The sequence below is a fragment of the Haladaptatus caseinilyticus genome, assembly GCF_026248685.1.
Taxonomy (GTDB): Archaea; Halobacteriota; Halobacteria; order Halobacteriales; family Haladaptataceae; genus Haladaptatus; species Haladaptatus caseinilyticus.
In genome coordinates, this window is sequence record NZ_CP111036.1 from 2458055 (window position 1) to 2482292 (window position 24238).

Annotated in this window: 22 protein-coding genes and 1 pseudogene; 11 read left to right on the forward strand and 12 right to left on the reverse strand. The window is 58.4% G+C overall.

The genetic code is table 11. The features are described from left to right. Nucleotides 1–18 precede the first annotated feature (18 nt). Nucleotides 19–735 carry a DUF7504 family protein gene (locus tag OOF89_RS13300; protein ID WP_266076986.1) on the reverse strand — a complete coding sequence of 239 codons (717 nt, stop codon included), beginning with the start codon at nt 733–735 and terminating at the stop codon, nt 19–21. A gap of 115 nt (nt 736–850) precedes the next feature. On the opposite strand from OOF89_RS13300, the gene OOF89_RS13305 reads away from it, so the two are divergent. Next, nucleotides 851–1936 carry an NADH:flavin oxidoreductase/NADH oxidase gene (locus OOF89_RS13305; RefSeq protein WP_266076988.1) on the forward strand — a complete coding sequence of 362 codons (1086 nt, stop codon included), beginning with the start codon at nt 851–853 and terminating at the stop codon, nt 1934–1936. A 24-nt stretch (nt 1937–1960) separates the two neighbouring features. Here OOF89_RS13305 and OOF89_RS13310 read toward each other — a convergent pair whose 3' ends face one another. Then, entirely contained in the window at nt 1961–2449 is a 489-nt protein-coding gene (locus OOF89_RS13310; RefSeq protein WP_266076991.1) for a hypothetical protein, read from the reverse strand. Between the two features lie 154 nt (nt 2450–2603). Here OOF89_RS13310 and OOF89_RS13315 point away from each other — a divergent pair, with 154 nt between their 5' ends. Together OOF89_RS13315 and OOF89_RS13320 are read left to right on the forward strand one after the other, a co-directional pair. Continuing rightward, entirely contained in the window at nt 2604–3818 is a 1215-nt protein-coding gene (locus tag OOF89_RS13315; protein ID WP_266076994.1) for a GNAT family N-acetyltransferase, read from the forward strand. Between the two features lie 39 nt (nt 3819–3857). Beyond that, a complete protein-coding gene (locus OOF89_RS13320) occupies nt 3858–4553 on the forward strand; it encodes a DUF7547 family protein (RefSeq protein WP_266076997.1) in 696 nt (231 codons plus the stop codon). Between the two features lie 88 nt (nt 4554–4641). Here the strand turns inward: OOF89_RS13320 and OOF89_RS13325 are convergent, their stop codons facing one another. Both OOF89_RS13325 and OOF89_RS13330 read right to left on the reverse strand, forming a co-directional pair. Beyond that, nucleotides 4642–5007 carry a Zn-ribbon domain-containing OB-fold protein gene (locus OOF89_RS13325; protein WP_266076999.1) on the reverse strand — a complete coding sequence of 122 codons (366 nt, stop codon included), beginning with the start codon at nt 5005–5007 and terminating at the stop codon, nt 4642–4644. A 2-nt stretch (nt 5008–5009) separates the two neighbouring features. Beyond that, a complete protein-coding gene (locus tag OOF89_RS13330) occupies nt 5010–6161 on the reverse strand; it encodes a thiolase family protein (RefSeq protein ID WP_266077001.1) in 1152 nt (383 codons plus the stop codon). A 92-nt stretch (nt 6162–6253) separates the two neighbouring features. On the opposite strand from OOF89_RS13330, the gene yciH reads away from it, so the two are divergent. After that, the gene (gene yciH, locus OOF89_RS13335; protein ID WP_266077003.1) at nt 6254–6577 is read left to right on the forward strand and encodes a stress response translation initiation inhibitor YciH; all 324 of its coding nucleotides are present in this window, start codon (nt 6254–6256) and stop codon (nt 6575–6577) included. 35 nt (nt 6578–6612) lie between these two features. Here yciH and OOF89_RS13340 read toward each other — a convergent pair whose 3' ends face one another. After that, entirely contained in the window at nt 6613–8238 is a 1626-nt protein-coding gene (locus OOF89_RS13340) for an acyl-CoA synthetase (RefSeq protein WP_266077004.1), read from the reverse strand. Between the two features lie 135 nt (nt 8239–8373). Here OOF89_RS13340 and OOF89_RS13345 point away from each other — a divergent pair, with 135 nt between their 5' ends. The 5 genes from OOF89_RS13345 to OOF89_RS13365 all read left to right on the forward strand — a co-directional run bounded on the left by OOF89_RS13345 (nt 8374) and on the right by OOF89_RS13365 (nt 15576). Continuing rightward, the gene (locus tag OOF89_RS13345) at nt 8374–9531 is read left to right on the forward strand and encodes an alpha-1 4-glucan-protein synthase (protein WP_266077006.1); all 1158 of its coding nucleotides are present in this window, start codon (nt 8374–8376) and stop codon (nt 9529–9531) included. Nucleotides 9532–9612: 81 nt separating this feature from the next. After that, nucleotides 9613–10788: an extracellular solute-binding protein gene (locus tag OOF89_RS13350; protein WP_266077009.1), complete on the forward strand. Its 1176-nt coding sequence runs from the start codon at nt 9613–9615 to the stop codon at nt 10786–10788. Between the two features lie 4 nt (nt 10789–10792). Then, the gene (locus OOF89_RS13355) at nt 10793–12409 is read left to right on the forward strand and encodes an ABC transporter permease (RefSeq protein WP_266077010.1); all 1617 of its coding nucleotides are present in this window, start codon (nt 10793–10795) and stop codon (nt 12407–12409) included. Further along, the gene (locus tag OOF89_RS13360; RefSeq protein WP_266077012.1) at nt 12399–13520 is read left to right on the forward strand and encodes an ABC transporter ATP-binding protein; all 1122 of its coding nucleotides are present in this window, start codon (nt 12399–12401) and stop codon (nt 13518–13520) included. Before OOF89_RS13355 ends, OOF89_RS13360 begins: the two co-directional genes overlap by 11 nt. A gap of 1 nt (nt 13521) precedes the next feature. Further along, nucleotides 13522–15576, forward strand: a complete 2055-nt coding sequence (locus OOF89_RS13365) for an ArnT family glycosyltransferase (protein WP_266077014.1) — start codon at nt 13522–13524, stop codon at nt 15574–15576. Nucleotides 15577–15605: 29 nt separating this feature from the next. Here the strand turns inward: OOF89_RS13365 and OOF89_RS13370 are convergent, their stop codons facing one another. Next, nucleotides 15606–16310, reverse strand: coding sequence for a dolichyl-phosphate hexose transferase (locus OOF89_RS13370; RefSeq protein WP_266077016.1), 705 nt, complete (start codon nt 16308–16310; stop codon nt 15606–15608). 121 nt (nt 16311–16431) lie between these two features. On the opposite strand from OOF89_RS13370, the pseudogene OOF89_RS13375 reads away from it, so the two are divergent. Further along, nucleotides 16432–17025, forward strand: a pseudogene (locus OOF89_RS13375) (DJ-1/PfpI family protein). Nucleotides 17026–17062: 37 nt separating this feature from the next. Here OOF89_RS13375 and OOF89_RS13380 read toward each other — a convergent pair. From OOF89_RS13380 to OOF89_RS13390, 3 genes are all read right to left on the reverse strand, one after another. Then, a complete protein-coding gene (locus OOF89_RS13380) occupies nt 17063–17566 on the reverse strand; it encodes a twin-arginine translocation signal domain-containing protein (RefSeq protein WP_266077021.1) in 504 nt (167 codons plus the stop codon). Nucleotides 17567–18047: 481 nt separating this feature from the next. Then, nucleotides 18048–19106, reverse strand: a complete 1059-nt coding sequence (locus OOF89_RS13385; RefSeq protein ID WP_266077024.1) for a tyrosine-type recombinase/integrase — start codon at nt 19104–19106, stop codon at nt 18048–18050. Further along, entirely contained in the window at nt 19093–19485 is a 393-nt protein-coding gene (locus tag OOF89_RS13390) for a DUF5805 domain-containing protein (protein ID WP_266077026.1), read from the reverse strand. Before OOF89_RS13390 ends, OOF89_RS13385 begins: the two co-directional genes overlap by 14 nt. Nucleotides 19486–20321: 836 nt before the next feature. Between OOF89_RS13390 and OOF89_RS13395 the strand changes: the two genes are divergently transcribed. Further along, nucleotides 20322–20759 carry a copper chaperone gene (locus OOF89_RS13395; RefSeq protein WP_266077029.1) on the forward strand — a complete coding sequence of 146 codons (438 nt, stop codon included), beginning with the start codon at nt 20322–20324 and terminating at the stop codon, nt 20757–20759. Between the two features lie 23 nt (nt 20760–20782). Here the strand turns inward: OOF89_RS13395 and OOF89_RS13400 are convergent, their stop codons facing one another. The 3 genes from OOF89_RS13400 to OOF89_RS13410 are packed head-to-tail and all read right to left on the reverse strand — an operon-like array spanning nt 20783 to nt 24081. Then, nucleotides 20783–22306 (reverse strand): flippase, encoded by a 1524-nt coding sequence (locus tag OOF89_RS13400; RefSeq protein WP_266077032.1) that lies wholly within the window; start codon nt 22304–22306, stop codon nt 20783–20785. A 3-nt stretch (nt 22307–22309) separates the two neighbouring features. Further along, nucleotides 22310–23956, reverse strand: a complete 1647-nt coding sequence (locus OOF89_RS13405; protein ID WP_266077035.1) for an alkaline phosphatase family protein — start codon at nt 23954–23956, stop codon at nt 22310–22312. Continuing rightward, on the reverse strand, nt 23953–24081 hold the full coding sequence (locus OOF89_RS13410) for a hypothetical protein (protein WP_266077038.1): 129 nt from the start codon (nt 24079–24081) through the stop codon (nt 23953–23955). Before OOF89_RS13410 ends, OOF89_RS13405 begins: the two co-directional genes overlap by 4 nt. Between the last annotated feature and the right edge of the window lie 157 nt (nt 24082–24238).

Below are 24238 nucleotides of genomic sequence, written 5' to 3' on the forward strand. Positions count from 1 at the left end.
CGATCACGGTCACGCGATTCAGAGCGCTAACCAGTCCGTCGTCACGTCTTGTTGGACTAACTTCCATCGCTGCTCGGCCTGTCCACCCCTCATCCGTACTTCGACGACGGCGTCGAAAACGGGGGCAAGCGTGTTGACGATCGCTGAATCCATTTGACCTGGAAGATGGAAGTGAGCCATCCCGTTGACGTTTCGGACGCGGGCAGTCAAAATGTGAAGGAATCGGAACACTGACTCCTGGTCGTGGTCCGCTAAAAGCGGTGCGAGCGAATCGAAGCATACTCGAAGTTCTCCCGAGGCCAGTTCGCCTCGTTCGCGTTCGAACTCATCGATACATTCGGAAACCGTGATTCCAAGCCGGGGAAGGCTCCCACTCGTGAGGACTACTCTGTCCGGATCGTCACCGATTCCGGTTTCCTCGTGGTAATCATCCGCCACTGTCGTGGCACTTCGTGTGTGAGTCGATCGTTCGATGATTTTCACACGACCGCCGTTCGAATGGGTGTTCCCACACGCGCCGTGGGCACATTCCCTTTTCCCGTCGGTTTGAACGAACAACCGCTGTCGAGGCTCGGTCCGTGATTCACCGAGAAATCGGTCACAGGCTGGCCCCATCACTGGTTGTGGTCCAACTAGGAGAAGTCCGCTTCCTCGACGTTTGAGTCCCGCCAGTGTCCGAGTAAAAACGGCTGCCGTCTCGGACGTGTGGGTACTACTTTCGCCCCGATACTGCATTGTTTCACACATTCATCCCTCTGTATTATAAATTTTCGGGTATGACGATCATGGATATCGGCAAACACGGCGGTGTTTGTAGCTGTTTTCAGTGATGAACGTGTATGGGTCGTTGATGGCTGACGACCTCTTTAGTTCCCTTTCGTTTCGGAATAGCACGGCACGAAATCGAGTGATGGTTTCCCCGATGTGTCAGTATTCCTGTGCGGAAGACGGTCTGGCAACCGATTGGCATCGGGTTCACCTCGGAAGTCGCGCAACTGGTGGCGCTGGAATCGTAATGACGGAAGCGACCGCTGTCGAACCTCGTGGCCGCATCTCGCCGAACGACCTCGGAATTTGGAGCGACGAGCACGCTGCGGCTCTCGAACCGGTCGCAGGGTTCATCCGCGAACGAGGAGCCGTTCCCGCGATTCAACTTGCGCACGCAGGTCGAAAAGCGAGCAAGTCCCGGCCATGGGAAGGAAGCACGCCAGTTCAATCCGACGATGGCGGATGGGAAACGATCGCACCAAGTGCCACCCCCTGGCCCTACGATACCAACCCGCCTCAAATCCGCGAACTGACGACGGACGACATCGATACCGTCGTGGATGCATTCGGAACCGCGGCACAGCACTCCCTCAACGCCGGATTCGAAATCGCCGAAGTGCACGCCGCTCATGGCTACCTCCTTCACGAATTTCTTTCGCCCGTTACGAACCACCGTGACGACGAGTACGGTGGAAGCTTCGAAAACAGAACCCGTCTCGTCCGCGAAGTGACCGAAACCGTTCGACAAATATGGCCCGACGACAAACCCGTGTTCGTTCGTATCTCAGCAACCGATTGGCTTCCGGACCGTGATTCCTGGACGGTTGCGGACTCCGTTCGACTGGCGGACCGGCTTGCCGACGTGGCCGACCTCATCGACGTAAGTGCCGGTGGTCTGCATCCCGACCAACAGATCCCAACTACCGGCCCAAATTATCAGGTACCATATGCCGAGGAGATCCGCGAGCAGACCGACCTTCCCGTTGGCGCAGTCGGCGGTATCACGGAACCTGCACAGGCCGACGCACTCATCCGAAACGAGCGCGCGGACCTCGCCGTCATCGGACGCGAGCACCTCCGCGACCCGTACTTCACGCTTCACGCCGCTGAGGAACTCGATGCCGAAGATCGAGTCGAGTGGCCACAACAGTATCGACGGGCAGTATAGCGTTTCGACCGATACTCGCACCCGTCACTCGTCCCGATCGCGCTCGTTTTCCGAAAGCGCATCGTCACGACCGTTGTACTGGTCGCCGAATGTTTTCGTTACTTCTTTTTCCGCCTCCCACGCGACGTAATAGTCGGTGAGGACCCCGGCAACCGTCTCACCTAGGTCGTCCAACTCCTCGTTTATCTCGGAGACGGCCGACCACGAGTCAAGCGATGGATGGAGATTCAGCCACCCATCACCGATTTCCGGGGATTCATATCTGACTTCCTCGGTTTCGGCGTCCCAGAAGAAATCGAGTCGGTCCAGGAGACCGAGTTCGAGGATGATTCGATAGGACTCCTCCGAAAGCGGCGTCTCTGCTGCCCATTCACTGAACCCCTCTTCCCATGCGTTTTCCTCGCCATCGAGGTACTCCTGTAGGTCACTCCGCTTTGCCCCGTCGGGTTCGTACTGGTCTTCACGCTCCCCGTCGATTGTCGGCGCATCGGGCGTGCTCACGTCCAGACTCATACCTCTAGAAACGCTATTCGCCGAGATAAACTCTCATGCGTCCGCTGGCGGTTTGTCACTATCAATATCGGACTCATATTCGCATTTAATATCGCAAAATAGAGTTTATGTGTTCTATACGAACTTATTTCTCAGTTCACATCTACCTCCAAATATGCCCGAATATCGACCGATTCCCGCAAAACGAAAGCAGGAATACGAGGAATTTTTGCACTACGCGTTTCAGCCCGAAAAGGGTCCGAAGTCCGACGAGGATGAAGGCGATAAACCGGAACTCGGTGATAGGCGCGGACTGTTCGACGACGACGATCTCCTCTGTGTCTGCAAGCATCATTGGTTCTCCGCGCGTATTCGCGGCGAATGGCACGAAATGGCTGGCCTGTCCGCCGTCGCCTCACCACCCGAGAGTCGTCGTAGAGGACTGGTACAGCAGATGCTCACCGATTCGCTTGCCGAATACCGCGAGAACGAGGTGTACTTTTCCGCTCTTTGGCCCTTTTCGTCCGAATTTTATCGAAAGTACGGTTGGGGCACGGCGACCAAGTACACACGATACGAGACGACACCGGACGCCCTCACACTCGATACCGAATCGGCGGGCGAGTTCCGCCGTGTCGAGGCCGATGACTGGGAACTACTCGTATCTGCCTTCGACGCCCACAGCGAGCGGTACGCCCTCACCATCGATCGAACGGAGGAGTGGTGGCGACATCGAGTGTTCGAAAGCTGGACCAAGGATCCATACGTGTATGCGTGGATGGAAGGCGACGAGGAATCGAACGGTGAGAGCGAGCCAAACGTTGCAGTGCGCGGCTATCTCGTCTACGACATCGAAGAAACCGAGGACGGTAGAAAACTCAACGTCCGGGAGCTGGCATACACGGACGAGGAAACCTACCGCCATCTGCTTCGGTTTATGCGGTATCACGATTCACAAGTCGATAGCGTGGTGATTCAGGAACCAGAGAGCACCGCCCTACTCGACTTGGCGGCCAACCCACGCGATGTCGAGTGTAATGTTCGAACCGGGGCCATGTTCCGACTCGTGGATGTCTCCCGGGCGCTTGAGACTATCTCGTATCCTGACGGAGCGACCGGGAATATCGTCCTTCGCGTCACCGACCCGCTCGTGGATTGGAACGACGGCACCTTCGAACTCGATACGGAGGACATCGTTCTCTGTGACCGCACCGACGCCACCCCCGACGTGACACTCGACGTGAACACGCTCTCGCAGCTCGTCGCTGGATACTACTCGGTCGACGATGCGGAACGATTCGGTTCCCTCATTATCGAGTCCAAGGACGCGCACGCCCACCTCGGTGCCCTGTTCCCCCGTGAGAACGTGTATCTCAGGGAAGGATTCTGACCAACCAATATTTTTGTCCTGCGGTGCGAACATCCGGCTATGGCAGACGACCCGGACGACCTCGAAGAGCGAATCGAGGAGTTGGAGACGATGTTGCGCGACCTCCAAACGGAACTCCGACGGCCGCCGCGAGGAGCGTTCGGTCTCCCACGACCGCCGACGCCCCGCGAAGTGCTTTCGTTCACGAGCGAGTACGCACTCCCGACGCTCATCACGATGCTGGAGGCGAACGTCCGCGCCCTCAAAGCGCTCCAGCAAATCATCCGCCTCGTTGACCCCGAATACGATTCGACCCGCGAAGCGCGCTCCGAACTCGGTTCCCGTGCCGGACAAGCGAGTCGGGCGACGCTCGACCGCCTCCAATCCACGCTCGATGAAGTCGAGGGCGCACTAACCGAAGGTGGCCTGCCACAGGAGCCAGGTGCCCGGCGGATTCTCGAGGACGCACGCAGACTCAGCGACGACATCCGTGAGGAGATTTCGACCGGGAAAGAACAAGCGGACGAGGGCCGCGAGGCGATGAAGGGAGCGGACGCGGAGGCCGAGGAAACCGAGGACGACGAGGAAAAACCGCAGGTCGATGTGGACGCCGAACTGCGCTCGATTCGAGACGAACTCGGCGTCCGGGACGGGGACGTTGGCGATTCTGCGGCCGAGTTAGACGACGATTCGGAGAAGAGCGACGACTCGGATGCGGGTACAGCTGCCGACGGTTCCGACGATTCCGAGGAGTAGGATTTCCCTATATGTGGGTCGGATTGTCGGGGTTCTCTATTCCCTGTGATTGAAGTTATCTTCCCCAAAAAATCAGCGGTCGCTCCGTTTACTCCACAGGTTCGAACCGATAGCCGTCCCACTCCTGGCTTGCCGTCTCTCGAATACCGGCGTTCGGGTCACGGAGCTCCTCGGCGTAGACTGGTCGAACCTCGTCACCGATCTCTACGTCTCCGGTCGTCAACTGGCCGATCGTCCGCACCGATTCGCCGTCCACCTCGAACTCGACGATTGCGAGGTGATTCGGCTGACGGACGCCGGGCGGGGTCGCGGTGCTGGTTGTCCACGTCACGACTTCGGCAGTTTTGTCGGTCAAATCGGTCGTTCCGTTCTGCGGTTCGGCACACTCCGGGCAGCGTGGATGACCCGGAATCGAGAGATGGCCGTTCGAGCAGCGATGTGCGTTCAGTGGCATGATTATCGTGCCTCCATGATGGTAGTGGTGACGCAGTTGCCGAATCCACCGACGTTGCAGGCCAGTGCGACTTCCGCATCGACCTGTCGTTTTCCGGCCTCGCCGAGCAACTGTTGGTGGAGTTCGTACGCCTGTGCGACTCCGCTCGCACCGAGTGGGTGTCCTTTGGATTTCAGGCCGCCGGAGGTGTTGATGGGAAGCTCTCCGTCCCGTTCGGTGACACCCTCCTCCACTGCCTTCCACCCCGTACCCTGGTCGAAGAACCCGACGGCTTCGCTCTGCAGGAACTCGAGGATGGTGAACATATCGTGGAGTTCCGCTACGTCTACGTCGTCCGGGTCCCGTTCCGCCATCTGGTACGCGAGTTCGCTACTCTCGTATGCCGCACCCATCACCGTCGGGTCGGTACGCTGGTGGACGACGTGGGTGTCGGTCGCGCCTGCGATACCCGAAATGACCGTGTAATCGTCCGTGTACTCCTTTGCCTTCGATTCGGGACAGAACATGAGTGCCGCGCTCCCGTCCGTAATCGGACAGAAATCGTACAGTCGGAGTGGGTCGGCGACGATGGGTGAGTCCATTACCGTTTCCAGGGCTACCTCTTTGCGGAACTGTGCATGGGGATTATCGACGCCGTTCTTGTGGTTCTTTACGGCCACCCTCGCCAAGCTCTCGCGTGGGGCGTCGTACTCGTAGAGGTATCTCCGTGCGGTCAGCCCCGCAAAACTCGGGAGCGTGACGCCGTGTTTGTACTCCTCGGGATGCGTGAGCGAGGCGATCACGTCCGTCGATTCGGCGGTCGTTTTGTGGGTCATCTTCTCACCACCGACGAGCATCGTCAGATCGCTCGCACCCGATGCGACCGATTGCCACGAGGCGTAGATTCCAGCCCCGCCGCTCGCGCTCGTCTGGTCGATTCGTTGGGTGTACGCCGGCAGCGCGCCCAAATCGTGTGCCAGTGCGTTCGGAATCCCTGTTTGCCCCTCGAACTCGCCACTCGCCATGTTCGAGACGTAGAGATGTTCCACGTCGAGCGGCGAGACGCCAGCGTCGTCTAGACAATCCTGCCCGGCCTCCGCGAGGAGATCGCGTATCCATCCCTCGCGCTTTCCGAACTCCGTCATCGACGCGCCGATGACTGCGACTCGGTTCATAGCACAGACGACGCGCGGGTGGGTTTAGAATCTTGAGATTCGGAAAGAACACCGACTCCGTCCGCCGAGTGACGTGAGACAGAGCCAAGACGATGCATACCGTACTTTTGCTTGCCGTGGCAAAAGACGACTTCAAATCTATCACGGGATTGCCGGAAGAACTCGGCATCGACGAGGACCTGGGGCGAACCGAACAACGCCTCACGATTCGAATCGAAAAACGACGCTACGACAAACCGGTGACCATCGTAGAGGGGTTCGACACCGATTCGGTTAACCTGAAAGAACTCGCGTCGGAACTCAAACGAAAGATGGCAACCGGTGGAACCATACACGACGGAGCGATCGAACTCCAAGGCAACCATCGAGAACGCGTCGCGGACGTACTCCGCGAAAAGGGGTACGCGATCAACTAGCCGGAACGTAAAGGGGTGGTGAGCGGTGCGGTGAACTATCCGAACTTCGCCTGTTCCTGGTCACGGAGTTCGATGCGCCTGATTTTTCCGCTGGACGTCTTCGGTAATTCGTCCACGAATTCGATTCTACGCGGATATTTGTACGGAGCGGTCTCTTCTTTCATGTACTCTTGGAGCTCCGCCACGAGTTCGTCACTACCTTCGTAGCCATCCGCGAGGATGACGTATGCTTTGACGACGTTCCCACGTTCTTCGTGGGGGCTGCCGACTGCGGCCGCCTCAGCGACCGCCGAATGTCCGACGAGGGCGTCTTCGACCTCGAACGGGCCGATCCGGTAGCCCGAGGAGATGATGATGTCGTCCGCTCGCCCCTCGAAGAAGAATCGACCCTCCTCGTCCTCGCTCGCCAAGTCGCCGGTTCGGTAGTAGGCACCCGAGAACGTCTTCTCGTCCAATGCCGGTTTCTCGAAGTAGCCGTCGAAAATCGCGGGGCTATCGACGGGCACCGCGATTTCACCGATTTCCCCCTGCTCGACTTCCTCGTCGTCCACCGTGTCGATAATGGTCGTTCCGAGGCCGGGCGTCGGCTTGCCCATACTTCCCGGTTGTACGTCGATCCCGGGATAGTTCGTCACCAATGCGACCGTTTCGGTCTGGCCGTAGCCGTCCCGCGGCGTCACGCCGAAGGCGTCGTCGAACGCTTGAATCGGCTCGCGGTTCAGCGGTTCGCCGGCGGAAACGACCTCCTTCAGCGAAAGGTCGTAATCGGCCATGTCGTCTTCCTGCGTAAACATCCGATACTGGGTCGGTACCGCACAGAGTCGGGTGACACCCTCTTCTTCCATCAGGGAAAGGAACGTTTCTGGGTCGAAATCGCCCTGATATACGAACTGCGGTGCACCCGTCGTCAGCGCGACGCCGACCGGACTCCAGAACCATTTGGCCCATCCGGTACCCGTCGTCGCCCAGAGGAGTTCGTTCTCGAAATCCATCCCTTGTTCGACGCCCCACCAGTAGCGTCCGTTGACGCGCTCGAAGCAGTGCATCCAGCGGTGGCGGTGGAGGACGGGTTTCGGTTGGCCCGTCGTCCCGCTGGTGTAATTGATGGACATGGGTGACTGTGCCCCGATATCCGGACCATCGTGCTGCGTCGATTCGCCATCGAGCAGAGCCGCGAACGACTCCCAGTTGCCCGTCCGCGACCCGTCGAGCACGATCATCGTGTCGAGGGGTGTCTCGTCCAGAATCGGTTCGACCATGTCCGTGAGTTCGTCGTGACAAACGATGGTAGTCGCCTCGCAGTCGTTCGCGCGGAACTGGAGGTCTTTCGGCTTCAGCATGGCCGAACACGGAACCAGAATCGCACCGCGTTGTAGCGCCCCGAGTTGAATCGCGAACACGTCGGGATGACGCGGCAGGAGGTGCATCATCCGGTCACCTTCGCCGATGCCGAGCGATTCGAGGGCGTTTGCGAACCGATTCATGTCGTCGCGCAAGTCTGCATAGGTCCGGCTTTCCTCCGTTCCTTCGTCGTCGCGGAACTTTATCGCAAGTCGGTCGCCGAACGCCTCTGCATGCGATTCGATGACTGCCGGGAGATTGTAGGTCTCCGGGATATCCCACTCGAAATCCGAAAGTTCGCGCTGGTAGTCGATTTGCATTCGTTCGACAATGGATGGTCGGTTATTTGATTTTGTCGTCTGCTATCATGGGTCGGACAAGAACGCTCTCGCCGATCAGATAGACAAGCTTTTAGGAGGGCCTAAACCAGAACAGAGCAAGAGGCACACGAGAGCATGACCGAGGAGGATATCTGTGTCGTCGTCCCGACGATTCGGGAGTACGAGTGCATGCGGGAGTACTTCGACAACGCTCGCGAGCACGGTTTCGATCTGAACCGACTGCACGTGGTGCTGGTCACGGAGGATTTCTGCGACGGCAACGAGATGGCCGCGATGCTCGATGATGAGGGTGTTTCCGGGGAAGTGTTCGACGGAACCCGTCGGGATGAGTGGTTCGAATCGCACGGAATCTCGGAGTACAGCCATCTGATTCCGGCGGCCAGTCACGCCCAGACGAGTTTCGGCCTGCTGTATCTCTGGGCTGGCGATTTCGAGTATGGCTTTTTCATCGACGACGATACCCTTCCGCACGCCGAGGACGACTTTTTCGGTCGACATCTTCGTAATCTCCAGTTCGACGGCGAAATAGAGCAGGTGTCCTCCGACGAGCAATGGGTGAACGTGCTCTACCAGAACGCCGACGAACACGGGCTGTACCCTCGTGGATACCCGTACGCCGCGATGGACGAGCACGTCGAAACCGAGACGACGCAGGTTTCCGACGTGGTCGCTTCACAGGGTCTCTGGACGAACGTGCCCGACCTCGATGCAGTTCGAATCCTGATGGACGGCGATCTACAAGGACAGGCCCAGACCCGCACCTCGCGGGACGATTTCGAGGGGGATTTCGTCGCGGAACCCGGAAACTACCTCACGGTATGCTCGATGAACCTCGCGTTTCGTCGGGAAGTCGTTCCGGCGTTCTACCAACTCCCGATGGACGACAACCCGTGGAACGTGGGACGGTTCGACGATATTTGGAGCGGGGTATTCCTGAAACGGGCCTGTGACCTCCTCGGCACGCAGATTTACAACGGCGGGCCGCTCTGTGAGCACAACAAGGCTCCACGTTCGACCTTCGGCGACCTTCAAAACGAGGTTGCCGGATTGGAACTGAACGAACATCTCTGGGATATCATCGACGGAACGGGAGAAGGAGCGGACTGCTATGCAGACGTCTTCTCCGCGATGGCAGACGCTCTCGTCTCGGGCGACTGGTCAGAGTACGAGAACGGGGAGTTTTTCACCTACATCGGCGAATACATGCACGACTGGTTGGCCTGTCTCGACGCACTCGACGCAGTTCGTGAACCCATTCCGGCGGACGACTGACCGTCCACAATTGCCCGTTCTCCTCATAGACGATCCGAAAACCGGTAGGTATAAACGCTTTAGGCTGGCCTAATTTTAGTAATGAGTGATAACGGTGTCGACGGCCCTGACCGAATGGAGGTCGGTCGGCGGTCGGTTCTCGCTACGACTGCGGCGACGATGATTTTCGGACTCGCTGGATGTACATCACTGCCGGGCACTGGCGGGAACAAGGACGAGACGAACAACGTCAGCAAGAGCGACATCATGGGTTCCGGCCCCCTCGTCGAAAACCGCCCGACACCGGGTGGGACCTCCATGGACGACATGCCGAACCTCGCAGGCAAACTTACGCTCTATCTCGGTGGCGGAGAGGGTGGCCTGTATCAACGCCTCATCGAGTACATCGACGGCAAATATCCTGACCTCGAAATCCTCGTCAAAACCGATAGCTCGGCATCGTTGGCCAACACCATCATCGAAGAAACCAAGGGCAGTGGGAGCAGAGCCGATCTGTTTCTCTCCATCGACGCCGGCTCGCTCGGCGTCGTGGCCGACAGCGGAGCAACGGTTTCGCTCCCACGGACGGTGTTGAAGAAGGTTCAACCCCACTACCGTGGTCCGAACGGGAGCTGGGTCGGTATCGAAGGGCGAGCCCGTACCATCCCCTACAACACGGATAAACTATCTCGATCTGACATCCCGGACGATATCTTTGCACTACCGAACCAGCAGCGGTTCGATGGCGCGATGGGTTGGGCACCGAGTTACGGTGCATTCCAGTCGTTCATCACCGCGATGCGCGTGTTGAACGGTGATAAGAAAACGAAGGCGTGGCTCCAAGGGATGAAAAACCAGAAGGCGACGACGTACAAGGACGAATTCCTCGTTTCGAACGCCGTCGCCGACGGCGAAATCGCGGCCGGGTTCGCCAACCATTATTATGCCCTCCGCGTACAATCCCAGCGACCGGACGCTCCGATAGACCTCGCGTTCACGAAAAACGACGCGGGCGCGCTTGTGAACGTCTCCGGCGCCGAAATCATCAAGGGAACTGATCAGAAAGAACTCGCAGGCAACTTCGCACTCCACCTCCTCTCCTCGGAGGCACAGGAGTTCTTCGCGACGGTTACGCTCGGCTACCCGATGATTTCGGGCGTGAAACCGGTCGGTGGTCTGCCACCGATCGAGAAGCTTCGCCCACCGGAGATGGACCTCTCAAAACTCTCGAACGTCCAACCGACTCTGGAACTGATGCGTGAGGTGGGAGTGCTGTAATCGTATGGCGACACGCGACCGACTCCAGCGACTGGCTGCATCCGACACGGACAGCAGCGAGTCGTATCCAATCGGACTGACGCTCGTCAGTGGGGCCGTCGCCACAGCCGTCCTCTTTCCCATCCTTTGGTTAGTCGTTCGCGTCCTCGGGATGAACCCGAACGCAATCGTATCGAACCTCACCGCCGGTGCGACGCTAACGGTGGTCGCGAACAGTGCTGCCCTCGTGACCGCCGTGACCGCCGGTTCCATCCTGATCGGCGTCCCGCTCGCGGTGCTGACCGTGCAGACCGATTTACCATTTCGACGATTCTGGACGGTCGTCGGCGCGCTGCCGCTCGTCATTCCAAGCTACATCGGCGCGTTCACGTACGCCTCCGCGCTTGGCCCGCAGGGTGAACTCGCCGACGCGCTCGCGCCGCTGGGAATCCAATCGATCCCATCGATCTACGGCTTCACCGGTACGGCGCTCGTGCTGACGCTGTTCACCTACCCCTACGTCTTCCTGACGACGCGAGCGTCGCTGCTGTCTTTCGACTCGACACTCGTGGAAGCCGCACGCACACTCAACCACTCGCGCTGGGAGGCGTTCAAGCGCGTCACCGTTCCCCAGATACTCCCCGGCATCGCGGCTGGCTCGCTCCTCGTCGGCCTTTATGCACTGTCCGACTTCGGAACGCCGATGATTATGCAATTCGAGGTGTTTACCCAGCAGATCTACGTCCAGTACAACGCTTGGGGTCGCGACCCTGCGGCGTTACTCTCGCTCCAACTCGTCGCCGTCACCGTCGTCATTCTCGCGTTGGAGTCCCGAATTAGTGCCGGGGCGAAAACCGGTACCAGAAGTTCGAACCGGTCGGCGACGTTCAAACTCGGACCATGGCGCTATCCCGCGCTGCTGTTCAGTTCCGTCGTCGCATTTCTCTGCCTCGTCGTTCCGCTCGGAATGCTGGCATACTGGATGCAGCGTGTCGAGCCGACGTACGGTTCGAGTACATTTACCTTCCAGTGGCAGTACGCGTGGAGTTCCGTCGCTGTTTCGGGACTTGCAGCACTCGCGGCGATCATCGCCGCGGTGCCCGTCGCGTATTTCGCTGCCCGACACTCCTCGACCCTTTCGAACGTCTTGGACCGTGCAACCTACGTTGGGTACGCGATACCCGGCGTCGTGCTAGGATTGTCGCTCGTCTCGTTTGGGTCCGCTTACGCACCTGCACTCTATCAGACGATACCGCTTCTTCTCTTCGCGTACGTCGTTCGATTCCTGCCGCAGGCCGTCGGCGCGGTCGGTTCGTCGGTCGTGCAAGTGGATCCGAAACTGACGGAGGCGGCACAGACGCTCGGTCATTCGCCGGCGGCGGCGTTCCGGAAGGTGACGCTTCCGCTCATCGCACCGGGTGTCGCGGCGGGTGCGGCGCTCGTGTTCCTGACGACGATGAAAGAACTTCCGGCGACGCTCATCCTCCGCCCACCGGAGTTCGAGACGCTCGTCACCTACATCTGGCAGGTTCAAGCATCTGGACTCTACGACAAAGCGGCGATACCGGCGCTCGTGCTTGTCGCTATCTCCGGCCTGTCGCTGCTCATCATCATAAAACGGGAGGACTACGATGTCAAATAGTACGCTTCGATCACCATCGACCGAACACGAACCACACGAAACTGAAAACCAGGCGGAGCCGGTTCTCGAACTCGACGATATCGCCAAGGAGTACGGTTCCGAGACGGCCGTCGAGAACCTCTCGCTCGACGTTCGGGAGGGAGAACTACTCACCATGCTCGGCCCATCCGGGTGTGGGAAAACGACAACCCTCCGGATGATGGCCGGACTGGAACGTCCCGACGGCGGGGAGATTCGCCTCCGTGGCGACCGAATTACCGGCGACGAATTCGTCGAACCGGAGAGCCGCGATGTGGGCATCGTCTTCCAAGATTTCGCGCTCTTTCCTCACCTCACTATCGCAGAAAACATCGCCTTTGGACTCACGGAGGAGGACGATGCGGCAACACAAAAACGCGTCACCGAACTGCTCGACCTCGTCGGTCTGGAAAGTCATCGAGACCGAACGCCTGACCAGCTTTCCGGCGGTCAGAAACAGCGTGTGGCACTCGCTCGTTCGCTCGCTCCCGAACCCGAAATACTCCTGCTCGACGAACCGTTTTCGAACCTCGACGTGAAACTCCGCGTCGAGATGCGCGAGGAGGTTCGCGCCATCATAAAGGAAGCGGGAGTCACCGCCGTCTCGGTTACCCACGACCAGGAGGAAGCGCTCTCCATCAGCGACCGGGTGGCCGTAATGAACGAGGGTCGTATCGAGCAAGTGGGCCGGCCCGAAATCGTCTTCGAACACCCCGAGTCACGGTTCGTCGCTGGTTTCCTCGGCCAGGCAGGGTTCGTCTCCGGACGACTGAGTGACGGCCACGTCGATACATCCATCAGGACGTTCAAAACCAACCAACTCGAAGGACTTTCGGAGGAATACGATGGGGCCATCGTGGACGTTCTCGTCCGACCGGACGACCTCAAGGCCCGAGCAACCGAAGGCGATGCCGCCGACGGCCACATCGTCCACCGGCAGTACACCGGTCCATCCTTCGTCTATCATGTCGAACTCGGTTCCGGCGAAGTCGTCTACTGTCAACACAATCACGTCAAGGACTTCGAAATCGGCCAACCCGTGAACGTCGAACTGGTCGCTGATCACACACTCGCGTGGTATCCGACCCAGTGAGATGACGACGCGACGGCGCGCCCGAATTCTCGCCACTTTGCTCTCGATCGTCACCGCGGTCGTCGTGTTCTTCATCGCAACGAAGCTGTTTCCGTATCACTCCCTCAACCACGACGAGGGCGTTTATCTCCAGCAAGCGGCGATGCTGATCGAGGGGAACCTGTTTCTCCATCCCCCCGTTCCCGACGCGTTCCGACCGTGGTTCTTCGTGCGGGATGGCGGACGGCTCTTCCCGAAGTACGCACCCGTCCCGGCGGCCATGTTCGCACTCGGAACGCTCGCCGGAAACGCTCGTCTTTCGCTGGCCGCCATCGCCGCCGCCAACGTTGGACTCACGTATGCGATTACCACCGAGTCATTCGACCGCAGGACTGGGGTGATCGCCGCCATCTTGCTTGCCACGTCACCGTTGTTTATCGTGGACTCCGCGATCTTTCTTCCCTACGCGCCGACGACGCTCTGGAACCTCCTGTTCGCGTTCGCGTACTTCCGTTCCGCCCGTCTCGAATCGCGGGGCTATTCGGTTCTCGCCGGTAGTGCCATCGGCATCTCGTTTTTCTCTCGACCGTACACCGCGATATTGTTCGCCGCGCCGTTCGTCGTTCACGCACTCCACGCGGCTCGGGCGACATGGTTCGACCGCGACGTCGTTTCACGACTCACAATCACTGGCGTCACCGGACTGTTCGGTGTCGGCATCACGCTAGGATACAATGCCATCGTCACCGGCTCTCCGTTCGTATTCCCGTACGAAGCCTTCGCTCCCCTCGATGGGCTGGGCTTCGGACACCGAAAACTGCTCGATTACGAACAGCAGTATACCGTTGGACTCGCGCTGCGATCGAACGCAGGGGTTCTCGCCGCCTTGTTCACCAGGTGGGTTGCCGGTGGTATCCTCGGAACGGGGCTGGCGGCAGTCGGTCTCGTCGCCGGGATTCACCGGAGCCATTCGAACCATTGGCGGGACCGATTCACGCAGAATCAAGCGCGAGCGATCCTCGCAGGGCTGTTCGTTTCCATCCCTCTCGGCAACGTCTACTTTTGGGGAAACCGGAACATCGTCGCTACGCTCTCCGATCCAAACGACGGTCTGATTCACTTCCTCGGTCCGTACTATCACTTCGATATCCTCCTCCCGATGGCCGTTTTCGGAGCGTTCGGTGCCATCACCCTTTCCCGATGGCTTCGAAACCGGGTGGATAGATTCGTCCGAACCCGCCGGACGAGAACGGTGTTTGTCACCATTCTCGTCCTTTCTGCGTCCGTGTTTGCCGGTGTAACTGCTTCGCTTGCGACGGCCCCGCTTCAGGCGAACGCAACGGTTACCGACCAGTATCAGGTGGCGTACGAACCCGTCGAAAATCGCTCGTTCGAGAACGCTCTCGTCTTCGTCCCGACGACGCACGGCGATTGGCTGAACCACCCGTTTCAATCGTTCCGAAACGACCCGGGGTTCGACGGGGAGGTCGTGTACGCGCTCGACGGTCCCCGACGATTCGCCGTCGTCGATAGCTATCCGAATCGCACCCTGTATCGGTACGTCTACCGCGGGCAGTGGGAACCGTACTCCGGAACCGCGGTCGAACCACGACTCCAGCGGGTCAGAGCGGTTCGCGGTGACTCGGTATCTCTCCATACGACCGTCGGACTTCCGCAAGCAGTCGATTCGGCGTCGATACGACTGGCGTCTGACGAGGGGGATACGTACTACGTCGCCGATGGCGACGATTCGGCGCGATTTCGTCTCGTCGTCTCCGACGGACGCGCACGATTGGACGGTTCGACTGTTCGCTCAGTGGGGAACGACGCGGCGATTCCAGTCGGTCGAACCGACACGCTTGCTGTCGAGGTGTACGTCGAAAACGCCGACGGAACCGGTTTTTCCTACATTATTCGGCTCCCAGTCGAACGACGAGACGGGACGATTCGGGCGCTGTCACCGTACCGAGGGCTCTGTCGCGTCCCGAGAAATTGCGGTGATGATGGGATTACCTACCTTCCGGACGAAACCCGGCCCGACGTCTCCCTTACAACACGGTTGAACGGTTCAGCGTGATGGATTCTCCCACCATCTTCGTTGACGGCTCAACGGAATCGTTCTTGGAGTGCGACCTTTGCGATGGACCCCGCGATTTCGGCCCCACCTGAAAATGGGTCGAGTTTCGTCTCCCCCTTTCGCTCGGCGTAGTCGATAGGAATCTCTCGAACCCGATATCCCCGCATGAGCGGCCGAATCAATAACTCCGCCGAAAGACCGGTGTTCTGCGTCCAGTCTATCGTTTCGATAACGTCCCGACGATAGGCACGCATTCCCGTCGTCGTGTCGTGAACGCGCTTTCCCATCAACACGGATGCGAGGACGGCGAACGCCCGATTTCCCCACCGGTTGATCTCCGGCATGGCATCCGCACCATAGTATAGTCTATCGCCGCTCACCACGTCGTAGCCCTCGTTCAGCAGGTCGAGGAATTCGGGCAACTGGTCCATCGGATAGGTGTCGTCGCAGTCCGTGGTTACGACGACCGGTCGGTCCGGCGCGAGCAGAGCGGCCCGCACCGCGATGCCGTATCCTTGCGGTTGTTGTCGGATGACACGGGCACCGTGTTCCGCCGCGATTTCGGGCGTTTCGTCGGATGACCCATCGACACAGACGACTTCCGCCCTTCCGTCCGTTACACGATCGATATCAGCGAGCACTGACCTGATTGCCGCCTCCTCGTTGTATGTTCCCATGACGACACTCACGTCGTCGAACGTGAACTCGCTGCCGTCCCGTGCTTCGGGTTGCATCTATCCTCGGATAGCCACGGACAGTACTTGAATTTTAGGTTTGCCAAAAACAGTATCAGAACACGTGTTAGCCGCTTCGATCGCCGATATATATTTTACCAAATTCGTTGTACCCCAACGGATGCCAGGAAAGAAACTCCTGATGATAGTCGGTGATTTCGGCGAAGATTACGAAATCATGGTTCCGTTTCAGGCACTGCAGGCGGTTGGCCACGATGTAGATGCAGTGTGTCTGGAAAAAGACGGAGATGATGCCATCAAAACCGCGATTCACGAGTTTCGGGGAGATCAGACCTATGTCGAGTCACGCGGCCACGATTTCGTACTCTCCGCTTCGTTCGACGATATCGACCCCGACGACTATGACGGACTCGTTATCCCAGGTGGTCGCGCTCCGGAGTATCTGCGAACCTACGACGAGGTCATCGAGATCGTCGAACAGTTCGATGACGAGAACAAACCCATCGCCGCCATTTGCCATGCCGCCCAGATTCTCGCTGCTGCTGACATCATCGAAGGGCGGACGTGCTCCGCATACTCGGCGCTGAAGACCGATGTCGAGGATGCTGGCGGTGAGTATTACGACGGCGTGACGACCGACGGAAATCTGGTAACCGGTCGCGATTAGAGTGACCACGTGGAGTGGCTAGCGCAATTCCTCGACGTTCTAGGAACCAATATCGAACACGAACCAGTGGCCACTGCTGACGACTGAGGTCTCCCACTCTATTATAAAAAAGTCGACCCGTGTTTTAGTTGGACGAGTTGTTCCCGCCGCTCTGCGTCGTCGAGGTCCCGCCGTTTCCACCACCCTGCAGTGTCGTGCTGAGCAGGTTGAGTTCGCTGCTGAAGATGGTCGCGTCACCGGCGAACCGACGACGGTCGCCCCTGCTGAGGCTCGCACTGCGCGAGAACATGACCGTCGTGATCGCGGCGTCTTGACCACCGAGGTCGTAGCGAATGACCCAACCGCTGTAGTCGTCAGGCTGGCTGATCTCGGGCACGTCGCCGCCGCCAGGGCGCTGTAGTAGCCGAACGACCGTCGATGCTTCGAGGCTGTTGGTAACGCGGAACGGAACGTTCGGGTGGTAGTCGTACGTGTAGACCAGCACCGAATTTCCGTCCTGCGCGGCAGCGGTTCCGGCACTACCGAGACCCAGCGCGAGCGCACCCGTCGCGAGTGCGCCCTTCTTCATGAACGAGCGTCGTTCTTCCGATTCTACCGATTTCGTGTCGTCGTTTTTGTTCTCGGACATCTCTCCCTCACGCACCTGTAGGTGGGAACCACTGATAAAGCGCATAGAACTTTCAAATTATCAGACTGAGCCTATCGGGGACAGAATACTGGTAACCCCCATATCTACGCGGTAATGGGGATTACAGCCCCTATTTCGGATAACGATTTGCAGCGCACGGACTGCTCGCAATACGATCGTTTGGTATCGCAGCATATGATTTATTTATTCGAAGTGGGACGTGCTCCGTCCGGCAACTGATAAATTAATTCCACTTCTTACCGTGGAATTCACTTTCCAATCGATATATCTGCGTCTCCGATTCCGGTGTTCTATTCATTGGTCTACCGAAGAATGTTGGTCGGCAAATAGCGTTATTGGAATCTATCCCCGTATTCGTTTGGTACCGCGACTGACGACGTTTCGACCGTTCCAACCGCCGTTGGCGAGGCACGAATCGATATTTCGAACGATTCCGGAACTCTCGGCGCGCTTTTCATTGCTACAGCAGCGAGTAGACGTTCGCTTCATATACTTCTCGTACTCGGTCGCCCCAATTGTGAGTGTACGTGTCGATGATATCGCTCGCGACGTCGCCACGGAGGTATTTCACGATTCCACGGTCACCGGTCCGGTCGCGAAGATGCGTCGTGAAAAAGTGACGGAAATAGTGGGGAGTGACGTTTTCCTCGGCACCACCTCCGGTTCGATGCCAACCCCACTCACGGGCATGACGTTCGACGATATTTCGAATCATTTTCGGCGTGAGACGTGCGCCCCAATCGCCGCTTGTGCTGACGAACAGTGGTTCCGCGGATGATCGGACGTCCGGACGAATCGCAAGCCATCGGATGAGTACTTTTTTGAGTTCGCTGTCCACCGGAACGATGGTCTCTCGCTTCCGCTTGTTCGAGGCTGTGCGTTCTTCGCCGTTGACGACTTCTCCCCTGATCGCATCCGCCGCGATGAAAATCGAGTCGGGCCGGCCATCGAGTTGCGGGCGATCACCGACAGTGTATGCCCGCTGCACATTTTCATCGGCGAGATTCACATCCCGAAGATCGAGGTTGCTGACTTCGCCGACACGCATTCCGGTCTTCAATAGAGTGAGGACGACAGCGCGCTCCAGTGGGTGGGTGACATTTGCGGTGAATTTTCGCATGTCCGCCACCGAAATTTCGCGGCGCATCGGGTCTTTGTCGATGGATTCGTGCATCTCCTCAACCACGAGTGCCATGGGATTCGAGTCGAACGCACCGACCTGTGTCATGTACGTGTAAAACCGGTGGAGATAGGACGCATACGTGGCGATGGTGCTTTCGGCATGGTTTCCGCGGAGGGTGTGAATCCACGCCATACAATCGCGCTGGGTAGCTGACGCTGGCGTCACACTGCGGCCAGAAGGATTTACCTCGGGGTCACCAAGGAACGCTTCGAAGCGGCGCAGGACTCGTTTGTATGCCGCTCTGGTTCGTTCGCTCTTTCCGTGATAGAGTAAATCCTGAAGGAAATAACCAACCGGGTCCTCGGGATTCGGACTGTCGGAATTACGCGTGGCCATCGATACCTCCGACCAGTTCGTAACCTCCGTGTCGCCCACTATACTGAACTCGGTTTGTCGACTGGAGCTCGTTGAGTTCGTCTTCCAGTTTGTCCTCGAAATCGCCCGCGAGGCGTTCGACCAGTTCGTCCCATGACAGATGCCCCTCCGATGCGAGGATTTCGAGCAACCGTGTTTTCAGCTCGTCACCCCTGGGGTTGGACCCCTCGGGTTGGGTCTGCACGGGATCCATTTCGAACCCCTTTCTTCCGGCCTGTACCATGGCCCTAACGAACTCGCTCTGGCTCATGTCGAGTTCGTCCGCATGTGACTGCCAATCGTCCTTTTGATACTCCGGAATGTATGTTTTAACGACAGCTCTGCTCGTTTCGTCGGCCATGGTTGCACGTCCCACTCCCAGTATATCAAGTTGTCCCATAAAGAGTGATAAGGGACTTTATCTCCCTGTCTGTGTCTCTATTCTCACCCGTAGATAGTACATATCTACAATTCTGGGGCTGTAACCGTGGCTGATTTAGTACCATCGAACGAGATATCGTTTTCAGCCAGAGGCCAAAATCATGCATAGTCGATCGTTATATTTCTCGCCACGTTTTTTGACACCTGATCGGTTCGTCGTTCGGGACATAACTGTGGTTAGGTCTAGTGAAACATTCTCGCCGTTGCTCACCAAAAACTCGGTTGGGGTTCGATTCTCCCAATAATAGTTGGAGGTGGCATATCGCTTCTGGTTGGTTTTCCCGATGTCGTTCCTCTGAGCCTTTCACTCTCGAACGCGGCCCCTCGACCGATAGTTGATGCCATTTGCAGGGGATCAGTTGTAGTATCTCTGCACCAAGCGTTGCAATGAGGTAAAACAGGGTGACAGCTACTGATGCTCGCCGGAATCCGGAATGATGCTTGGTTAGTTACCTTCGTTCGCACAGGCTTACTACGGAAACTCGTTGTTCGGGCCCTCACGAACATTTCATTATCAGTCCGCTCAGGGCGCTTTGTCCGGCGATAAGTTTGCTACAGCGATCGTGTGGGCTTTTTCCACTCTTCGATTGTTTGGTATCGTTTTTACTTTCGATTCAGGACGAATATACTGCATTTCGCTATATTATTCGGTGTAGGGAGGAGGCGACGTCGAGCGGCTAGTGGCGAATTGGTAATTCACGATCTTCCCCCTTTTCATAGAACTTTCGAACGGGTGATTGTAGCAGTCGCTCCGCGATGGTTCCACTCGGATTCCATGCGGTGCTTCCCGGCGGTATCTACGGATTCACGCGGGCACACACTCACGCAGTCATCGGCGGAGTGCTCGTGCTGACCGGGTTGTATCAACTTTCGACTGTCAAACAATCGCGACTCCGAACCTGCTGTGCACGTGTCGAACCGGGGCCTGCGCGTGCCGCGGACGGCCAGAAGAAGGGATTCGAACACGGTATAAGTTGCATTCTCGTCTGCCTCGGTCCGTTTTTCTTCCTGATGCCCTTCTTCGGCGAGATGAACTACTTCTGGATGGTCGCGCTCACCACGGTCGTAACGGTCGAACGACTCCCGCCCACGTGGGGCAGGGAGTTTTCGAGTGCGACAGGTGCCGTCTCGTTGATTGCGGGCATCATCGTTCTTTTGCTACGGCCGCCTCTCCCGATAGGATTCGTAATGTAGCACACATCGTGACCGAAAAACGCTCAGTCGGTCGCTTCGGGAACGTAGCCGTGCAGAAACGGCAGTTTCGTCTTTGTGATCTTTTCGACGAAGTCGACGACGACTCTGTCCTCCGGTTGGAGACAATCCGCTGCGGAGACGGCGATGAGGGTCCCGACGGCGGCGATGGCGAGTGCGAGCGGAAGCGTAATGACGGAAAGCGAAACCATTCGTGAGACGACCACTGCCGGAGGAAACAGCAGAAGTGGCACGCGCGTCATCGTTCGGACGGTCCACCGGGAAAACGGCGTGATACCGAATTTCAGCCATAGCACCGCGAACATGAAGACGTTGAGCGTGACGTTTGCGATGGCGGATGCGACCGCGGCGCCGACGAACCCGTGTGCAGGAATCAAAACGAGGTTCAAAACGAGGTTGAGGCCGAACGCGAGCGCGTTACCCGTGAGTATCATCCCCGTATGGCCAAGGGCTGAAAGCGTCTCACGGTTTCGACCACCGGCGGCGTTGGTGAAAAACCCGAGCGAAAGGATGACCAAGGCCAACGCGCCGCCTGCGTATCGCTCGCCGAAGAAGACGGTCAGGATGTCCGCCGGGAAGGTTACGAACAGGAGGAACGCTGGAAAGGTCACGACGAAAATCCACTTCGTCGTGAGTTGATAAATCGACGATATCTCGTCCCGCTCGCCGTTCGCGTCGAGACGAGACGCCAGCGGAAGATACAGAAATCCGAACGACGAGAGCGCGATGAGCAGGCTGTTAGCGAGCGGGTAGGCCGCTGCGTACAATCCAACCTGATGCGAGGTTTTGAAAAATCCGAGCATCACGGTGTCGGTTCGGGTGAGGAGGTCGGCGAGCACTGACGAAACCACGAGCGGTGCGGAAAACAGCGCCATTTCTCGCATGTGGAGTCTGAACTCCCCGACGAGTGGCAACAATCGATTCAATAGATAGTGGGCGGCGACGAACGCGACGGCAGCGCTGATGAGGTACGCATACCCCGCCGCCACCGGACCGAACCCAAGCGCTAGCAACCCGACGAGCAGAAATATTCGGCCGAAGGGGTACAGCAGGTCGCCAACGTACGTTTTGTAAATCGTGTTCTCGAACCCACGGATGCCGCCGACACCGACCTGATAGCCGACGACGAGTGGAATCGCGAGGACGAACACGGGGACGAGGTTGCTCGAATCACCCTTGTCGAAGAGGTTCGCGGTGATGAAGTCGGCCTTGAAGTACAGAACGCTGGCCACCGCGACTGCGACCACGCCGGCGAAGAGCAGGCCGGTCAACCACGCACCTCGAACGTCTCGCTCGTCCTCGTATCGGGACATGTACCGCGGGATTCCCTGCCCGAACCCGACGAGTGCGAACGTAACCCCCAACGACATCGTCGTGAGCGCGATGTTCACTTCGCCGAATGCGGCCGTCGATAGACTCCGCCCGAGGACGATCCGTTCGAGTAGTTTCGCAACGGAGGCGATGGCGGCACCGACGAACACGAGACTCGCACTCGAAAGGAGGTTCCGAAGCTCTCGTTGCTCACCCATGATTTAGAGATAGCCGAGGTCTTCGAGTCTCGATTCGACCTGTCCTTCGGTGCCCACGTTCCCATCCGTGCCGAACTCAACGTCGGTGTATGCTTTCGTTTCTATCGCGCCGGCCAGCAATCCATCCGGAACCGCTCCGGTCATTTGTTCGGGAACGGGAAGGCCTGCCGCCGCCATAGCGATCGGTGCGACGTCCGAGAGCGAGAGTTCGGCGAGGGTCGCGGTTTCGTCGAAGCTCGGCCCGGCGCCGATGAACACACCGTCCGGTTTGTGATTGTACTCCTCGACCGGGAGGAACCGCTCGCCGACGAGGCTCGGGAGGACGAGATGGTTCATTTCCGTCGGCATGAATACGACGTCCGGTCCGCTCTTCGGATCGGAACCCGAGGAGACAGCCTCGGCCCGTTTCACGAACTCGAACGCCGGTTTTCCATCCGGGGTTCTGACTTCCGAGAGGATTTCGATGAGTTCGGACCGAACATTCTCGTACTCCGATTCGGGAACCACGCCCTCGGGGTCGCGCCCTTCGAGATTGATGCGAACGCCGAGCTCGCCCAGTGCGCGACAGTACGCCTTCGAACCACGCCAATCGACGGTTTGATCCGCGACTGCGATCACGTTCTGCGGAACTGCTCGTTTCAGTGCGGAACCCAATCCGAACCGTTGTGCGGTCGTGTACACTTTGCCGGGCGTGATTCCGACTGCGCTGAGTCCTGTCACGCCCTTCGTCAACGCGGTCCGTGTGAGAGTTCGGTCCGACTCGGAGTCGTCACGTGCCTCCGGTTCGACGAGCGAATCCTTCACCGTCGCTAACCCGGTTCCGTGGTCGTCGCCGTTTGCGGCGGCCTCGACGAACCCGTGTTCTCGAAGTATCTCGTTGACGAATATTTTGTAGCCATCCGTGATACCCATTCCGTGGTCGGAACAGACGACGACGTTCGCGTCCGGTGCGGTTTTTAAGACGGTTCCGACGAGCTCGTCGGCCGTACGATACACTCTGCGGAACGCGGTTGGGTCGTCGAAGTTGTGGAAGACAGCATCGGTCTTTTGTACTTGAACGACGGCCACGCGCCAGTCCCAGTTCTCGAGGAGATACTTGGCCGCGCGTGCGCGTAGCCCGATCGCATGGACGTATCCATCGAGCTTTTCCGATTTATTGCTCGACATCTCGCCTTTGGAGTAGATGCTGTACTCCTCGCCGAGGGCGTCCGACAGTTCGTCTCGGATGGTCTCCGGGTAGCCATCGGCGTCCTCAGGTGCGAGGTAGCCCGGAACGAGCGCCCCCGTAAGCGGTTCTGCAGGGTGTGTGACCGGGACGTTGAGGACGATCGACGGTTCGTCTATTGCCGTCAGGTAGTTCCAAAGGGCGGGTGCGGCCACGTCGTTGCGGGTGATGATGCTGGCCTCGTCGGGATAGGAGTTCGTGTAATCGAAAAAACCGAACGCGTTGTGTTGCGTCGGGTCGCTTCCCGTGTACATCGAGGGCCATGCGCTTCCGGTCCATGGGGGATGCGTCGAACGAAGCGGTGCGTCGATGCCATCGGAGCGAAGTCGAGAGAAGTTTGGTAGCTCCGCGTCGAACTCGTCCAAGTACTCGAAGTCGAGTGCATCGAACCCGAGAACGACGGTTCGTGGAACGTCGGAACTCATCGACCGTTCCCCGGAAGCGAACCGACGGTCGCTAGTTTCCCCTCAATGCGTTCCGTGACACCGAGTATTGGCGTTTCGACGCCGAAATCGAGTCCGGGTCGTCTACCAGTAGTCCCGTCTTTCATTCCGTTAAAACGCCCTCTCCGAGATACTTTGTTATACTCCGTCGTTAGCTCTCGGTAGTGTTCGCTTACCACAGGTCGTCTTCCCTTGACGTGGGGGACGTGACTCGATAGCTCATACTCCCCGGAAGCCATCGGAATATACATCCCAGTAACGTGT